We start from the raw sequence: 15,022 nt of genomic DNA on the forward strand, positions 1-15,022 counted from the left end.
CAGATCATGAACCTAACCGCCGCTCTCGAATCCGCCCGCTCCTCACTCATGGCGTCGGGCATCCAGTCGTCGGTCATCTCGCGCAACATCGCCGGGGCCAGCGCCACCGGCTATTCGCGCAAGATTGCCGTGCTGGACAACCTGCCCGGGACCGGCGTCTATGTGGCGGCGATCCAGCGCGCCGCCAGCTCCGGCCTCTACAACAACGTCCTGATCGCGACCTCGTCGTCGGCCCAGCAGAGCGCGATCTATGACGGCCTCCAGAAGATCGCAGCTGCCACGGTGGACGATCCGCAGCTCAACCAGTCGCCGACGGCGCAGCTCAGTGCGCTGAAGCAGGCGCTGCAGCAATATGCCAACGCCCCGGACAACACGACGCTGGCGCAGGCGGCCGTCACGTCCGCCAAGGATATGGCGACCGCGCTCAACCAGGCGACCCAGACCGTACAGTCGGTCCGTTCGGGCGCGGATGCCGACATGAAAACGTCGGTTCAGAACATCAACCGATTGCTCTCCCAGTTCCAGACCGTCAATACGGCGATCGTGAAAGGCACGATCTCCGGTGACGACATCACCGACTACCTCGACCAGCGCGACAGCATCGTCTCCCAGATGTCGCAGGAACTCGGCGTTACGATGTCGATCCGCACCAACGGAGACGCGGCGCTCTACACCGACAGCGGCGCCGTCCTGTTCGACAAGACGGCCCGCGCGGTGAGTTTCACGCCCACCACCGCCTATACGGCCGGCACTACGGGCAATGCGGTCTATGTCGACGGCGTGCCGGTGACCGGCGCCAATTCGGTGATGCCGCTGAAGTCGGGCAAACTCGCGGGCCTCGCTCAGTTGCGCGACCAGAGCACCGTCACCTATCAGAGCCAGCTCGACGAAGTCGCGCGCGGTCTGATCAATACTTTCAGGGAAAGCGATCAATCGGGCGCGGCGCTTCCTGACGTTCCCGGTCTCTTCACCTATCCGGGCTCGCCGGCAATGCCCGCGAGCGCCACCGTCTCGGTGGGCCTCGCCGGCCTGATCAGTGTCGCGGCGTCGGTTGATCCGGCCCAGGGCGGCAACCCAAATCTGCTGCGCGACGGCGCGATCAGCGGCAGCGTCGCATATCAATACAACACCGCCGGCAACGGCGGCTACTCGGCCCGGCTGCAGCAGCTCATCGGCGGCATGGATGCGTCGCAGCCGTTCGATGCGACCACGCAAGGCAAGCCGAACGGCAGCCTGATCGACTTCGCGTCGTCCTCGACGAGCTGGATCGAAAACCAGCGCAAGACTGCGGACTCCAACGTCACCTACCAGAAAACGCTGCTCGATCGCAGCACGGCGGCGCTGTCCAACGTCAGCGGCGTCAACATGGACGACGAGATGTCGCTGATGCTCCAGGTCGAGCGCACCTATTCGGCATCGTCGAAGATCATCTCGACCGTCGACCAAATGCTGCAGAGCCTGCTGGCTGCCGTGGGGAATTAAGCCATGATGAGCGCGAACTACATCTCGACCCTGATGCTGTCCTCGTCGTTGAGGTCCTCGATTACGAACAACCAGGCTCTGCTGAGCAAGGCGTCGACGGAGGCGACCACCGGCCGTTTCGCCGATGTCGGCCTCGAACTCGGTGCCACGACGGGAAGCGACGTCACCTTGCGAGCGGACTGGAGCTTCGCCGATCAGCTCGTCGACACCAACGGGCTCGTCTCGGGACGCCTTGATATAACGCAGAGCCGGATCACCCAGCTCGGCACGACCGCAACGGACTTCCTCAAGGATTTGATCGCGGCCCGCAGTACCGACGGCGGTGGGCGGATCATCCTGCCGCCTGCGTCCTCCAACCTCCAGGACCTGATCGGCGCGCTGAACGTCTCCTATAACGGCTCATACCTCTTCTCGGGCATCAACACGCAGAATACGCCGATCACGGCTTATACCGCGGGCTCGGCCAGCAAGAACCAGGTCGACGCCGATTTCCTTGCGACCTTCGGCTTCTCGCAATCATCGCCCAGCGTGAGCAGCATTACCCCGACCCAAATGCAGAGCTTCCTCAACACCAGCTTCGATGCCGAGTTCGCGAGCCCGGCCTGGAACACCAATTGGTCGACGGCCACCGACGCGGTCATGCAAAGCCGTATCTCCACGACCGAGATCGCCGATACGTCCGTCAGCGCCAACCAGACCGGCTTCCGCAAGCTCGCCGAGGCCTACACCATGATGGCCGATCTCGGGAATACGAACCTGGACCAGGCGACGTTCCAGGTCGTCGTGGACAAGGCCATCGGCCTCGTCGGGAACGCCATCACAGACCTTGCTACGCTCGGCGGCAACGTCGGCACGGTCCAGCAGCGGCTCACCTCCTCGACCGACAAGCTGAAGGCGCAGCAGGACATTCTGAACAATCAGATCGTCGGTATCGAGAAGGTCGATCCGGCGGAAGCGTCGGTGCGCGTCAATGTGCTGCAAACCCAGATCCAGACGGCGCTCGCGCTGACGTCGCAGCTCCAGAAGATCAGCCTGATCAACTATCTCTGAGCCCGGTCGCTCGTCGCTTTTTCATTGAAACTTCTGCGCAGAGTTGTCTGGATGACTTTTGAAGCCTACGAAACGTTCGTTGAAGACAGCGGCTCCGAGGCGCGGGGGCGCGAGCGCCAGGCGCTCAGCCTCGGCATCGACCGGCTGGAGCGGCTCCAGAACGGACGCTTCAGCGTGGAGGATCAGGTCCAGAGCCTGCTCTACGTCCGGCGGCTGTGGACCATCTTCATCGAGGATCTCGTGCATCCGGATAACGGGCTTCCCGAGAAGCTGCGGGCCGACATCATCTCGATCGGCCTGTGGGTGGTCAAGGAAGCCGATCGCCTTCGCGAAGAACGGTCGAGCGACGTGGTGCAGCTGATCGAAATCAACCGCATGATCCGAGATGCTCTCTGATGAAGATCTCCTTGCGCGCGGGCGAACGGGTCTACATCAACGGCGCGGTGCTGCGCGTGGACCGCAAGGTCTCGCTCGAGCTCGTCAACGACGTGATGTTCCTGCTCGAAGGGCAGGTCATGCAGGCGTCCGAGGCCACCACGGCGCTGCGGCAGCTCTATTTCATCGTCCAGCTCATGCTGATGAACCCGACCGACATCCGGGATGCTTCGGCGCTCTACGCCCAGCACCACTCGGCCCTGGTCGCGGTGTGCGAAAGCCGCGAGATGCTGGCGGGGCTTGCCGCGGTCGACGAGTTGGTCGAGACGACCCGTTATTTCGAGGCGCTCAAGCGTATCCGGGCGCTGTTCCCGGTGGAGCAGGCCATCCTGGCCGGCGCCGCCGCCCCATTCGAGGCTGCCTGACAGCGGAGAGGTAAAAATGAACGTCACCAGCGCGACCGATAGCACCAGCCAGTCGTCCAGTTCGACAAGCTCCACCACGGCCCCGTTGAGCACGGGCGTCGACTACAACACGTTTCTTAAGCTTCTCATCGCCGAGATGAAGAACCAGGACCCGACCAATCCGATGGATACCTCGCAATACATGAGCCAGTTTGCGCAGATGTCGTCGGTCGAGCAGGCGATGCAGACCAATACCAAGCTGGATTCGCTGCTCTCCTCCCAGTCGCTGTCGCAGGCTGACGGACTGATCGGGAAAACCGTCAGCTTCACCGACTCGACCGGAGCGACCTTCAGCGGCAAGGTCACGTCGATCTCCATCAACAGCGACGGCTCCGTCGCGACCCTCGAGGACGGTACGAAAGTCGCCGTCGGACCCGGCATCACGATCAGCCAGTCATGAACGAGCGGGACGCCCTCGACATCGTCCAGGCGGCGATCTGGACCATCATCATTGCCTGCGGACCAGCCGTCGGTGCGGCAATGCTGGTCGGCACGCTCATCGCGTTGATGCAGGCGCTGACCCAGATCCAGGAAATGACGTTGACCTTCGTTCCGAAGATCATCGTCATTCTCGTGGTCGTGGCCGTCTCCGGCTCCTTCATGGGTGCCCATCTCTCCACCTTCACCGAGATGGTCTATTCGCATATCGAGCGCGGCTTCTGAGCCGCTGCTCTGTCGGCCACCACCCTCGCGTAAGCTTTACACGGCAGATTGCGGGGCGGACCCTCTGCCGGTGACCCATGGCCGATACGTTAACTGCTAGCCTACCCACCCCCCGCCGTTTAGGGGCGGATGCCTTCTTCGCAGGCGGTATCGTGGCAATGCTCACGATCCTGTTCCTGCCGATCCCGCCGATCCTGATCGATCTCGGCCTGGCCTTCTCGATCGCGCTGTCGGCGCTGATCCTGATGGTCTCGCTGTGGATCCAGCGGCCGCTCGACTTCTCCGCTTTCCCGACCGTGCTGCTCATCGCCACGATCCTGCGGCTTGCGCTGAACGTCGCGACGACACGCCTGATCCTTTCGCGCGGCGGGGAGGGGGAAGACGCCGCGGGCCATGTCGTTGCCGGCTTCTCGAAATTCGTCATGGGCGGCGACTTCGTCATCGGCCTGATCATCTTCGCCATCCTGGTCACGGTGAATTTCGTCGTGATCACCAAAGGTGCAACGCGTATCGCCGAAGTCGGCGCCCGCTTCACTCTGGACGCCATCCCCGGCAAGCAGATGGCGATCGACGCCGATCTGTCGGCGGGCCTGATCGACGACAAGGAAGCCCAGCGCCGGCGCCGCGAGCTCGAGGAAGAGAGTGCGTTCTTCGGTGCGATGGACGGTGCCTCGAAATTCGTCCGCGGCGATGCCGTCGCCGGCCTGATCATCACCGCGATCAACATCTTCGGCGGCATCGTCATCGGCGTCACCCATCACGGTCTGACGCTGTCGCGCGCCGCCGACGTCTACACAAAGCTCTCCGTCGGCGATGGTCTGGTCACGCAGATGCCGGCACTGATCGTGTCGCTGTCGGCGGGCCTCCTGGTCTCCAAGGGCGGCACCAGAGGCTCGGCAGAGCAGGCCGTGCTGCGGCAGCTCGGCGGCTATCCGCGCGCCGTGTCGGCCGCCGCGCTGATGATGTTCGTGCTCGCCCTGATGCCGGGACTGCCGATGCCGCCGTTCCTGCTGCTGGGCGGCGTCATGGCCTTCGTCGGCTACTCGCTGCCGAGGCGGCAGGCGGCCCTGAAACAGAAGGAAGACGCCAGCAAGGCCGAGGCGCGCGCGCAGGTCGAGGCCAAGGACTCCGTCAAGGAATCGCTCAGGACCGCGGAGATCGAGCTGTCGCTCGGCGGCCACCTGTCGGTGCATATGCTGGGCTCGCGCACCGAGCTTGGCCACCGCGTGGCCAAGATCCGCAAGAAGTTCGCCAAGCAGTACGGCTTCGTCGTTCCCGAGATCAAGCTCACCGACAATCTGTCGATCGATCCGAAGGGATACCAGATCCGGATTCACGACACGCGTGTCGCCAATGGCGAGTTACGGCTCGGCGAGGTGCTGGTGCTGGTCGATAAGGACGGCAAGCCCGATGTGCCCGGCGAAGAGGTGATCGAGCCCGCCTTCGGCATGAAGGCGCTGTGGGTGACGGAAGCCTTCACCGACGAGGTCAAGCGTCAGGGCTGCAAGCCGGTCGACAATTTGTCGGTGCTGCTCACGCATTTGAGCGAAGTGATCCGGGCCAATCTCGCCCAGCTCCTGTCCTACAAGGACATGCGCGGACTGCTCGATCGGCTCGATCCCGAATACAAGCGCCTGGTCGAGGATCTCTGCCCGTCGCAGATTTCCTACTCCGGCCTGCTGGCGATCCTGAAGATCCTGCTGGCCGAGCGCGTGTCGATCCGCAACCTCCATCTGATTCTGGAGGCGATCGCCGAGATCGCGCCTCATGTGCGGCGCTCCGAGCAGGTTGCAGAGCATGTGCGCACGCGTCTTGCCCAGCAGATATGCGGCGATCTCTCCGACAACGGCGTGCTCAACGTGATCCGCCTCGGCAATCGCTGGGACCTCGCGTTCCACCAGAGTCTGAAGCGCGACGCCAAGGGCGACGTCGTCGAGTTCGACGCCGATCCGCGCCTGATCGAGCAGTTTGCGACGGAGGCCAGTGCGGCGATCCGCAAGTTCACCGAGAACGGCACCAGTGTGGTGCTGGCGGTGACCCCGGAATCCCGTCCCTATGTCCGGATGATCCTGGAGCGGGTGTTCCCGACATTGCCGATCCTGTCGCATGTCGAGGTCGCGCGCAGTACCGAGATCAGGGCGCTCGGAGCCATCTCGTGATCAGCAGCCTCACCAGCAGCCTCACCGACAGCGTGCTGGTGACGTTCATCGTGTTCTGCCGCATCGGCGGCTGCCTGATGTTCGTGCCCGGCTATTCCAGCGGCATTGTCCCGCCTCAGATCCGTCTGTTCATCGCGCTCGTTACGACGTTTGCTCTGACGCCGATCCTGATCGCGGTCCTGAAACCTGTGACGGAGAACGCGGCGCCGCTGACGCTGGCACTCCTGATCGGCTCCGAAACCCTGGTCGGCAGCGTCATCGGCCTCGGCGGGCGCGTGTTCTTCCTGGCCCTCCAGACCATGGCCACCGTGATGGCGAGTGCGATCGGGCTGAGCAACATTCCGGGTACACCGATCGCCGATACCGATCCGGCGCCTGCCCTGGTGCCGTTGATCATGGCGTCGGTCACCACGCTGTTCTTCGTGACTGACCAGCACTGGCAGGTGCTGCGCGGGCTGATGAATTCCTACGACGTCTGGCAGCCCGGCAGCAGGCTCGGCGACAGCATGCCGCTCGACCAGCTCGTCGCTCGCCTCTCGGAGGCGTTCGTGCTGACGCTGCGGATCGCGAGCCCTTTCATCGTCTATTCCGTCATCGTCAACCTGGCGGTCGGCCTGATCAACAAGCTGACGCCGGCGATTCCCGTCTACTTCGTCTCGGTGCCGTTCGTGCTGTTCGGAGGCTTCCTGCTGCTCTATCTCACCAGCGACGAGCTGCTGACGCAATTCATGCTCGGCGTCTCGTCGTGGCTGGTGGAATGACGGCCATGAAGGGGCGCGCGGACAAGCTCGGTCGGATGGTCTCGCTGGTGAAGCTCCAGCTCCGGCTGGCCGAATGGCAGCTCGTTCATTTGCAGCAGCAGGAGAGAAGCTTGCAGGACGAGCAGGAATGGCTGGTCGGAACCCTGAACGAGGGCAAGCCGCCGGCGGGGTCGTCGAGCGAATCGATCGCGCGGCGTCTCAACAGGACGAGCGTCGGCGCGCGCGCGGTGAAGGAGCAGGCTTCGCGGCAGCTCGACCAGGTTCGCATCGAGACCCGCCGCGTGAAGCAGCTCCAGGAGGTCGCCAAGGCGGCGCTTGCGGACAAGCTTCGCGATGCGGAAAAGCGCTCGCTCGAGGAGATAACGGGAACAAGCCTTACCGTGCGCGAGTGGACGCCACGGCCAGCCAGCCGGAACAAGATATGATCGTGACAGCGACCTCCGACCTCGTTCTCGACGTCCTCGATGCCGCAGACCCCGTAACCCAGCGCGCCGCGGCCGCGAAGCTCGATGCGCTGAAATCATCGGATACCGATTTTGCCGCCACAATGGATGCGGAGGTCGGCAAGGCGAGGGCCGCAACTGCCGATCAGTCAGCGGCGAAGCTAGTGGAAACGCAGTCGACTGCCGTGAACGGGCCGCCGGTGCATGTGATCAAGGCGCCGGCATCCGGCGAGGTCTACCGGAAGTTCGAGGCTTTCATCCTCCAGACCTTCGTGGAGACGATGCTGCCGAAGGACTCGGAGCAGGTGTTCGGCAAGGGGACTGCCGGCGGCGTCTGGAAGTCGATGCTGGCGGAGCAGCTCGGTAGCCAACTGGCAAAGGGCAAGGGCATTGGCATTGCCAAGCAGCTTGCTGCCGCACATCCGCCGGGGCCGGACGTTACGGCGAAGGTTGGATCATGATCAGGGAATGGGTGACAGACGTTGAGGGGTGAATTTCCTATGCAGGCACAAGAAGGCGCGGCGGCCCTGGTGATGGAGCAGCCGGTGGTCGACACCGAGGCGATGACGATGGAAGCGGCATCGAGCGATGCGCTGTTGCCGGTGCTGCTGCCGAATGCCGGCGGCGAGGCGGTGGTCAACACCACGGAAGCGGAGAAGTCGGAGGAGGTGCGCGGCCTGCTGGCGGCGATCCGCCGGCTCGAAGGCATCGTTGAGGAGGAGACGGCCGCGCTCGGGACGGGCCAGAAGATCGATTTCGACGATTTCAGCGCCCGGAAGAGCAGAAGTATGCTCGAATTCGTCCGCCTGATGCGGGTGCGGATGCATCTCGGCGCCGAGGTCGAGGTCACCGAGGAGATCCAGCGCTTGCGCGAGAAGCTCGAGCGCAATCGTTCCCTCCTCGAGATGCATTACGACGCGGTGCGCGAGGTCGCGTCCATCATCGTCAAGGCGATCAAGGATGCCGAGTCGGACGGCACCTATACCGGTCGCACAACGCAGGGCGGAAAATGATCAGACTCGTTCTGGCCGGGCTCTGGGTCTGTATCCTTACGGCAGGCACGAGCTACGGCGTGGCCTATTGGAAGGAGAACGGCAGCCTGCTGCCGGCCAAGGACGCGTATCTCGACGGGCTGCAATACCAGAAGACGCGGGCGCTGAGCGTGCCCATGGTCGAGAACGGCAGTGTGCAGGGCTACATCGTCGCGCGCTTCGTCTACACCGTGGAGGGGCGGACCTTGCACCAGCTCAACGTGCCGCCGGAGCCGTTCGTCGTCGACGAGGCCTTCCGCAGGATCTATGCCGACGATCGCCTCGATTTCAGGAAGCTCGCCCGTTACGACCTCTCGATCCTCACCACGGCCATCAAGCAGCACGTCAACGAGCGGATGCAGGCCGAAGTCGTCCAGGACGTCCTGGTCGAGGACTTCAACTACGTCTCGAGGGAAGAATTCCAGTCGAAGCCGTAGGCATCACCGCGCAAGCGTGATGCAGCTTTCCGGAATGATCATGTCTGAAGTCTGAGGCGCGATCGTCGTCCGGTCGTGCCTTGCCGCAGCTGCGCGCGCCGCGAGGCCTGCCTCCCGCGGTCTCAGTCCCTGAAAATGCAACGGCCTCTGCGAAAGTGCTCCGCAGAGGCCATTGTCTGTTTCGTGGCGGTGCCCTGTCCGTTAGTTTCCGGCCGGATACGCCGCCGGGGCGGTATGCGCCCTGTTGAGGAGGATGCCGACCTCGTCGAGCTCCTGCATCGGCACGTCGATGGTCTCGCCAGCCGGGATGTTGAGGCGGTATCCGACGTAGCGCCTTGCCACGACCGCATCGAAGCCGAGGCGGTCGCGGAGCTTCTTGCGCAGCTTGCTGACGTGGCTCTCGATTACGCTCTCGTCGAAAGTGGACTCAAAGATGCCGTAGACCGCGTTGAAGATCTGCGTCTTGGTGATCCACTTGCCGTGGTTGCTGACCATATATTCGAGAATGCGCAGTTCGCGGCGGGGCAGGGTGAGGGCGTGGCCCGCGATCTCGGGGTCTCGCCCGTTGAAGAAGACCTGGATCCTGGTCTCACAGGGTTTCGGCAGGTCGCCCACCCGGCGGCGCGCGATCGCGGCCGTTCGGGCGAGGATCTCGCGCAGGTGGATCGGTACATGCACGACGTCGTCGACGCCCGATTCGAACAGCTCCAGCGTGTTCTTGAGCATCTTCTGGCCGCTCATGGCGATGATGGGTGCCGCGGAGCGCTTGCGCATTGCCCGCGGCAGGCTTCCGCGGGCATCGCAATCCCCGAGAAGGAAGGCGTCGACCGCCGCCAGATCCGATTCACTCGCAGATTGCAGCCACTCCCAGAATTCTCCGGAGGAGAAACCGATCGACGATACACCTTCGCGAACGAGCCCTCCAACGTAGCTGTTCGTGACGCTCTCGCGATCATCAACGATAATATACATCAGTCTTTCGCCCCTGTTTCGCATTTGTCGCGGCCGGTGGTTGTTGTGATGCCCGGCTCGGCGACCATGCTGTTTGACGATATTTCCCATCCCGCGAACCCTTATTACGGTTTGATATTCGCGGGCAGCCCTACGCATTCAGTGCCTGCGCTTTTCGCGGGCCTGTTACTTCGACTCGATACTGAACGCTTACTGCGTGAGGCTCGGCGGGTGTCTTACGGATCACCTCGCGGAGCGGATTGAGACAGCGACCTAGAACAGTTGCGCCAAGTTGCCTATCGCGTCCGAACGCTACTGAACCCAGTCGATCTCCTCGCCAACTGGCGAGAATCACTTGAGTAGGACCGTAACAATTGCCGATTTCCGATCAAGCGCGCGCAACGAAGCGATTGCTATGTGTTCTTGCTGCTGTTTGTTTGTTTCCAGTTGTTTCTTGATATATTCAATCGCATCAGTTGATTTGGATTTCGAACTAGTTTTGCACCGTGACGGTTCTATAGTTCCGCATCCCCGTATAATCACAGCTATTTTGGGTAGTGCTGCGAGGCACGCGCAGGGGAGGGTTTTCAACCCCGGATTGACTCTGTCCACCGTGTTTCCACATGCGACAATTCGACTCATGTATGGCGAGGAGACTCCAGCTTGGCGAAATCTTGGCGAGGGTGTGTCTTTCGAGTCGCACTCTCGCCACGTGCGTGACGCGTTTGACTCATTTGACGTCGCATCGCGCGCGATGAAAAGTTTTCGATGCGCACGTTTCAGACAAGCTTCGACGAATAAATTCATCGTTCGAAAGATCGAAGCGAACGGAGCATTTTCACATGTTGTCCGATGGACAAGCTCGTCCCGGCGCGACCGCCGATATTTCCGCGGCGGCGAAGCCGGCTCCCGAAGCGCGCAATACAAACACGACGCAGGCGGCACAGCCCGCGGCAAGTGCAAAACGTATGTCGGCTGCGTCGAGCGACGAAACTCTCGCGAAAGAAGCGCTCGAGGGGTTGAAGCGCATTCGCGCCAAGGCGCGCCTCGACAAGATGGCGATACCCAAGCCCGCGCCGGTCGTGATGAAGCCGGCCGTGATCGTGGCCAAGCCGCCGCCGCCACGCCCGACATGGGTGGCGCCGCTCGCGACATTGGCGGTCGCCGCCGTCTTGGTGGTCTGCGCCTGCACCGGCGTGATCGCATATCTCACCACCACGCAGCCCGCCCAGAACAGCGTTGCGGCCAATACGGAGATCAGGAATCTGCGCGAGACCGTCGCGCAGCTGCGCAAGCAGGTGTCTGGCGTGTCCGAAAATCTCGACGGCCTGCGCACCGCGGTCGATCAATCGAGCAAGGCGACCAATGATCGTTTCGGCAGGTTCGGCGAGAATCTCGACCGAATCGAGCGGGTCAGCTCGTCCTCGACCGCGAAGCTCGACAAGCTCGCCCTCGCGCAGGTTCCGGCGCCGGCAGCGGTGCAATCGCAGCCGACACAGGCTGCACCGATGATGGCGTCGCTCGCATCGCCCGAGATCACGGGCTCGGTACCTCCGTCAGCACCGCGAAAAGTGGTCAAGGGCTGGTCGGTCCGCCAGGCCTATGAGGGGATCGCGATCCTGCAGAGCCCGAACGGTGTCATCGAGGCGGTGTTGGGACAGCAGGTGCCCGGCCTGGGTCGTATCGAGGAGATCAGGAACGAGAACGGGCGCTTGGTGGTGGAGTCCAGCGGCGGCGTCATCTATTCGTCACGCAAGGCGACGCCCTGATCGACGACGCCTTCTATTGACGGTGATGCTCGAAGCTGGTGCATAGCAGCTCGATTTCCGGCTCTGCGATCGGTGCGCGGAACAGGCGGCAGCTGAACTCGACCGTGGTCTTGCCGTCCGCGGTGGTGCGGTCCTCCCGGAGGAAGATGCAGCGCTTGCAGACGTCGGTATGGTGACGCTGCTCGGCGGCATCCGACTGATCGAGCACGTGGCGGAGCGCGTCGCGGAAATGAATCTTGGCCTCGTCGTCGAGAACGGCAATCGCCTCGACGAGAACGTTGACGGGATCGCGCGCCAGGAACTTCTTGCCCTGCTGCGTGACGGTGAGCATTACCGACCGTTTGTCCTTGGCCGACCGCTTTCGCTCGATATAGCCGAGCCGCTCGAGCTCGCTGATGATGAACGAGGCGGTGCCGCGCGTGGTGCCGACGTAACTCGCGAGCGCCGAGGGCGTGCGGGAAAACCGGTTGGCGCGAGAGAGAAAACGCAGCGCCATCCACTCGCGGTCGCGCAAGCCGTGCTTGGTGCCTTCGAACCACAGGATTCGCGCAACCTGCTCCATCAGTTCAATCGATTCGCGGGGCAAACTCATTTTAATTCCAGGTCGGATAAAGCTTTATTCAATTGAGCCTTGGGTAGCGCAATCTGGTGGACGACAATGAGCTCTCGAGCGATCCTTCGTCCGAGATTGACGGCGGAGCGCGCGACGGAGGGAAGATGTCTCTCCGTTTCCGGAGATGGAACTTCTGGCCGTGCAACTAGAGCGTCACAAAGAAAGTTCGAGTAAACTGCACGGCTCAACTCTTCCGAAAATTTCAGTCAAATGACTGCGGTTCGCGTGCCGGATTCCGATAGCGCGAAGCATCCGTGCAACATGATGTGTCGTTGCGGCCACTGCGCAGCCTATTTGTTGCGGCGGAGCGTTTCGAATTGCGCGAAGAGGCGGCGTGTCTGCAACTTCTGACCGGATTGGGGCGGCGGGAGAACTGCAATTTTCAGTTAATGGATGTTGCGTCGCAGCGCGGCTACGCGGTTAAATCCAGCACATGTTCAAATCCGGGCAACTGGCGCGGCTGGTCCGTTCGTGCCGACGAAGGGATGAGACTGACGGCACCATGCTCGCAGGCTGGTGATTTGCGTTTCCCCGGCAACTATTGGCGAATGCGTCGCCCCTGGGGGGTATCATTATAGGCAGCCGGAAGGGATAGGCCGATGAGCTTCGAAACCACCATGACATCCGATGTCGTCGGGCTGACCAAGGTCGCCCCGGTCTCGCGCCGCGGATTCATGAGCGCCACCGCGGCCGTCGCTGCCGGCTATACGCTCGCGGCCGGTCCAGTCCGTGCCGAGGCCATCACGACCGACACCGGCGGCCTTCAGGCCGGCGAGGCCAAGATCAAGGTCGGTTCCGAGGAGATGCCTGCCTATTTCGCCCGCCCCGCCGGCAACACCAAGGCGCCGGTGATCATCGTGGCAATGGAGATCTTCGGCCTGCACGAATACATCAAGGACGTGACGCGGCGCCTCGCCAAGCTCGGTGCCTTCGCCATCGCGCCCGACTATTACTTCCGTAAGGGCACTGATCTGACCAAGATCGCCGAGATCAAGGACCTGCTGCCGGTCGTCAATTCCAAGCCGGACGCCGAACTGCTGTCCGACCTCGACGCGGTGGTGGCATGGGCGGGATCGCAGGGCGGCGACATCGCCAAGCTCGGCATCATCGGCTTCTGCCGCGGCGGGCGCACGGTCTGGGAATATGCGGCCCACAGCGGCAGCCTCAAGGCCGGCGTTGCCTTCTACGGCACGGTGGTCGATCCCGCCAATCCGCTGTGGCCGAAGAGCCCGATGCAGCTCGCCCCGGAGATGAAGGCGCCGGTGCTTGGCCTCTATGGCGGCGCCGATACCGGCATCTCCGTCGCCCAGGTCGAGCAGATGAAGGCCGCGCTCGCGGAGAACAAGAAGACGGCCGAATTCAAGATCTATCCCGAAGCGCCGCACGGCTTTCATGCCGATTACCGCGGCAGCTACCGCAAGGATGCGGCGGAGGATGCCTGGAAGCAGGCTGAGGCCTGGTTCAAGAAATACGGCGTGTTGAGCTGATAGCGGACTTGTGGAGGGCGGCCCAATCGGCCGCCCTCCTTGTATCAAGGCGCAGTCTCACTTCGTCATCGCGCCATAGACGATGTCCTGGACCTGCTCGCGATAGTATTTGCGCAGCTCGCCCGGCGCCGCGGTTCCCACCACCACGACGAGACGCTCCTTCGGATCGCAGAAGAACTGCGTCCCGAACGCACCATTCCAGGTGAACTCGCCGGGATTGCCGGGGACCGACGACAGGCCTTCGCTGGTGCGGACCGCGACCGCGAGGCCAAAGCCGAAGCCGGCGCGATGCGGCTCGATATTCGCCACGTTGTTCTTGATCTCGGGGCCGAGGTGGTTGGTCGTCATGTGGTGCACGGTTTTCGGGGAGAGGATGCGCTGGCCGTCGAGCTCGCCGCCGTTGAGCAGCATCTGCCCGAAGCGGATGTAGTCGCCGACCGTCGCGAACGAGCAGGCGCCGCCGCAATCGAACTGGGTCGGCGTGTCCAGAAGCTTGATGGTCTGCGGCTTGCCGGTCAGCGGATCGTTGGCAAACGGGCGGGCGAGGCGCGGGCGCTGTGCGTCGGTCGGGTGGAAGGTCGCGTCCTTCATGCCGAGCGGCTGCCAGACATTGGTGGCGAGATAATCGCCGAGCTTCTGCTCGCTCACCTTCTCGACGACGGCGCCGAGCACATCGATCGAAAAGCCGTATTCGAACTCGGTCGATGGCTGATGCGCCAGCGGCAGTTTCGTGATGCGATCGATGAAGGCCTGGGTGTCGCCCTCGATCGCCGGCGCGACGCCGTCAGGGTAAAGCCGTGCCACCGCGCTCGAACTGTCCGGGCGGCCGCCATACATCAATCCGGACGTATGCCGGTAGAGATCGTGGATGAAGATCGGCGACGCCTGCGGCTCGAGCTTGAGCGAGCCGTTGGCCTCGGTCGCGCCGACCTTCATGTCGGCAAAGCCGGGATAGTAATCGGACAGCTTGGCCTGGAGCGGCAACTGGCCTTTCTCCATCAGCGTCAGGCCTGCGACCGCCGCCATCGGCTTGGTCATCGAGGCCAGCGCGAAGATCGCATCGACCGGCATCGGCGTGCCCTTGTCCGGGTCGAGCATGCCGTAGGCCTTGTAGTGCACGAGCTTGCCGTCCCGTGCCACCGCCACGACTGCGCCGGGTACGCGCTTGGCGGCGATCTCGCGGGCGAAGAAACTGTCGAGCCGCGCAAGCCCCTGCTTCGAGAAACCGGTGTCATCAGGGTTGGCTTCGGGCAGCGGTGCGGCGCGCGCGGCACCGAACGTAATGACGGCAGCGGCCGCCGCGATCATGGCGATCGTCTTTTTCATTATATCCTCCC

17 protein-coding genes are annotated in these 15,022 nt (G+C 63.0%); 14 read left to right on the plus strand and 3 right to left on the minus strand.

Annotation, left to right across the window (positions count from 1 at the left end; all coding sequences use genetic code 11):
• Positions 1-6: 6 nt before the first annotated feature.
• The 12 genes from flgK to BMW89_RS30455 all read left to right on the plus strand — a co-directional run bounded on the left by flgK (position 7) and on the right by BMW89_RS30455 (position 8,865).
• Complete coding sequence (gene flgK / locus BMW89_RS30400; protein WP_092032795.1) at positions 7-1,482, plus strand: flagellar hook-associated protein FlgK; 1,476 nt, start codon at positions 7-9, stop codon at positions 1,480-1,482.
• A gap of 3 nt (positions 1,483-1,485) precedes the next feature.
• On the plus strand, positions 1,486-2,532 hold the full coding sequence (locus tag BMW89_RS30405) for a flagellar hook-associated family protein (protein WP_092032799.1): 1,047 nt from the start codon (positions 1,486-1,488) through the stop codon (positions 2,530-2,532).
• A 51-nt stretch (positions 2,533-2,583) separates the two neighbouring features.
• Complete coding sequence (gene flaF, locus BMW89_RS30410; protein ID WP_092032802.1) at positions 2,584-2,928, plus strand: flagellar biosynthesis regulator FlaF; 345 nt, start codon at positions 2,584-2,586, stop codon at positions 2,926-2,928.
• The gene (gene flbT, locus BMW89_RS30415; RefSeq protein WP_092032805.1) at positions 2,928-3,332 is read left to right on the plus strand and encodes a flagellar biosynthesis repressor FlbT; all 405 of its coding nucleotides are present in this window, start codon (positions 2,928-2,930) and stop codon (positions 3,330-3,332) included. Before flaF ends, flbT begins: the two co-directional genes overlap by 1 nt.
• A 16-nt stretch (positions 3,333-3,348) precedes the next feature.
• A complete protein-coding gene (gene flgD / locus BMW89_RS30420; protein ID WP_092032808.1) occupies positions 3,349-3,771 on the plus strand; it encodes a flagellar hook assembly protein FlgD in 423 nt (140 codons plus the stop codon).
• The gene (fliQ, locus tag BMW89_RS30425; RefSeq protein ID WP_092032811.1) at positions 3,768-4,034 is read left to right on the plus strand and encodes a flagellar biosynthesis protein FliQ; all 267 of its coding nucleotides are present in this window, start codon (positions 3,768-3,770) and stop codon (positions 4,032-4,034) included. The genes flgD and fliQ overlap by 4 nt, the downstream gene beginning before the upstream one ends.
• Positions 4,035-4,111: 77 nt before the next feature.
• Positions 4,112-6,193, plus strand: a complete 2,082-nt coding sequence (flhA, locus tag BMW89_RS30430) for a flagellar biosynthesis protein FlhA (protein WP_092032815.1) — start codon at positions 4,112-4,114, stop codon at positions 6,191-6,193.
• On the plus strand, positions 6,190-6,954 hold the full coding sequence (gene fliR / locus BMW89_RS30435; protein ID WP_244547729.1) for a flagellar biosynthesis protein FliR: 765 nt from the start codon (positions 6,190-6,192) through the stop codon (positions 6,952-6,954). Before flhA ends, fliR begins: the two co-directional genes overlap by 4 nt.
• Positions 6,955-6,959: 5 nt before the next feature.
• Positions 6,960-7,379, plus strand: a complete 420-nt coding sequence (locus BMW89_RS30440; RefSeq protein ID WP_092033108.1) for a hypothetical protein — start codon at positions 6,960-6,962, stop codon at positions 7,377-7,379.
• On the plus strand, positions 7,376-7,858 hold the full coding sequence (locus BMW89_RS30445) for a rod-binding protein (protein WP_177196434.1): 483 nt from the start codon (positions 7,376-7,378) through the stop codon (positions 7,856-7,858). The genes BMW89_RS30440 and BMW89_RS30445 overlap by 4 nt, the downstream gene beginning before the upstream one ends.
• Positions 7,859-7,897: 39 nt before the next feature.
• A complete protein-coding gene (locus BMW89_RS30450; protein ID WP_092032823.1) occupies positions 7,898-8,410 on the plus strand; it encodes a flagellar biosynthesis protein FlgN in 513 nt (170 codons plus the stop codon).
• Positions 8,407-8,865 carry a hypothetical protein gene (locus tag BMW89_RS30455; protein WP_092032827.1) on the plus strand — a complete coding sequence of 153 codons (459 nt, stop codon included), beginning with the start codon at positions 8,407-8,409 and terminating at the stop codon, positions 8,863-8,865. Before BMW89_RS30450 ends, BMW89_RS30455 begins: the two co-directional genes overlap by 4 nt.
• 201 nt (positions 8,866-9,066) lie before the next feature.
• On the opposite strand, the gene BMW89_RS30460 is transcribed toward BMW89_RS30455, so the two are convergent.
• Positions 9,067-9,837 (minus strand): response regulator transcription factor, encoded by a 771-nt coding sequence (locus BMW89_RS30460; RefSeq protein WP_177196440.1) that lies wholly within the window; start codon positions 9,835-9,837, stop codon positions 9,067-9,069.
• Positions 9,838-10,658: 821 nt separating this feature from the next.
• Here BMW89_RS30460 and BMW89_RS30470 point away from each other — a divergent pair.
• On the plus strand, positions 10,659-11,585 hold the full coding sequence (locus BMW89_RS30470) for a hypothetical protein (protein WP_092032838.1): 927 nt from the start codon (positions 10,659-10,661) through the stop codon (positions 11,583-11,585).
• Between the two features lie 13 nt (positions 11,586-11,598).
• On the opposite strand, the gene BMW89_RS30475 is transcribed toward BMW89_RS30470, so the two are convergent.
• Complete coding sequence (locus BMW89_RS30475; protein ID WP_092032842.1) at positions 11,599-12,177, minus strand: MarR family winged helix-turn-helix transcriptional regulator; 579 nt, start codon at positions 12,175-12,177, stop codon at positions 11,599-11,601.
• A 620-nt stretch (positions 12,178-12,797) separates the two neighbouring features.
• On the opposite strand from BMW89_RS30475, the gene BMW89_RS30485 reads away from it, so the two are divergent.
• On the plus strand, positions 12,798-13,685 hold the full coding sequence (locus tag BMW89_RS30485; protein ID WP_092032846.1) for a dienelactone hydrolase family protein: 888 nt from the start codon (positions 12,798-12,800) through the stop codon (positions 13,683-13,685).
• A gap of 57 nt (positions 13,686-13,742) precedes the next feature.
• On the opposite strand, the gene BMW89_RS30490 is transcribed toward BMW89_RS30485, so the two are convergent.
• Positions 13,743-15,011 (minus strand): serine hydrolase domain-containing protein, encoded by a 1,269-nt coding sequence (locus BMW89_RS30490; protein ID WP_092032850.1) that lies wholly within the window; start codon positions 15,009-15,011, stop codon positions 13,743-13,745.
• Positions 15,012-15,022: the final 11 nt, after the last annotated feature.

It is taken from the genome of Bradyrhizobium sp. OK095 (assembly GCF_900109945.1).
Classification (GTDB): domain Bacteria; phylum Pseudomonadota; class Alphaproteobacteria; order Rhizobiales; family Xanthobacteraceae; genus Bradyrhizobium.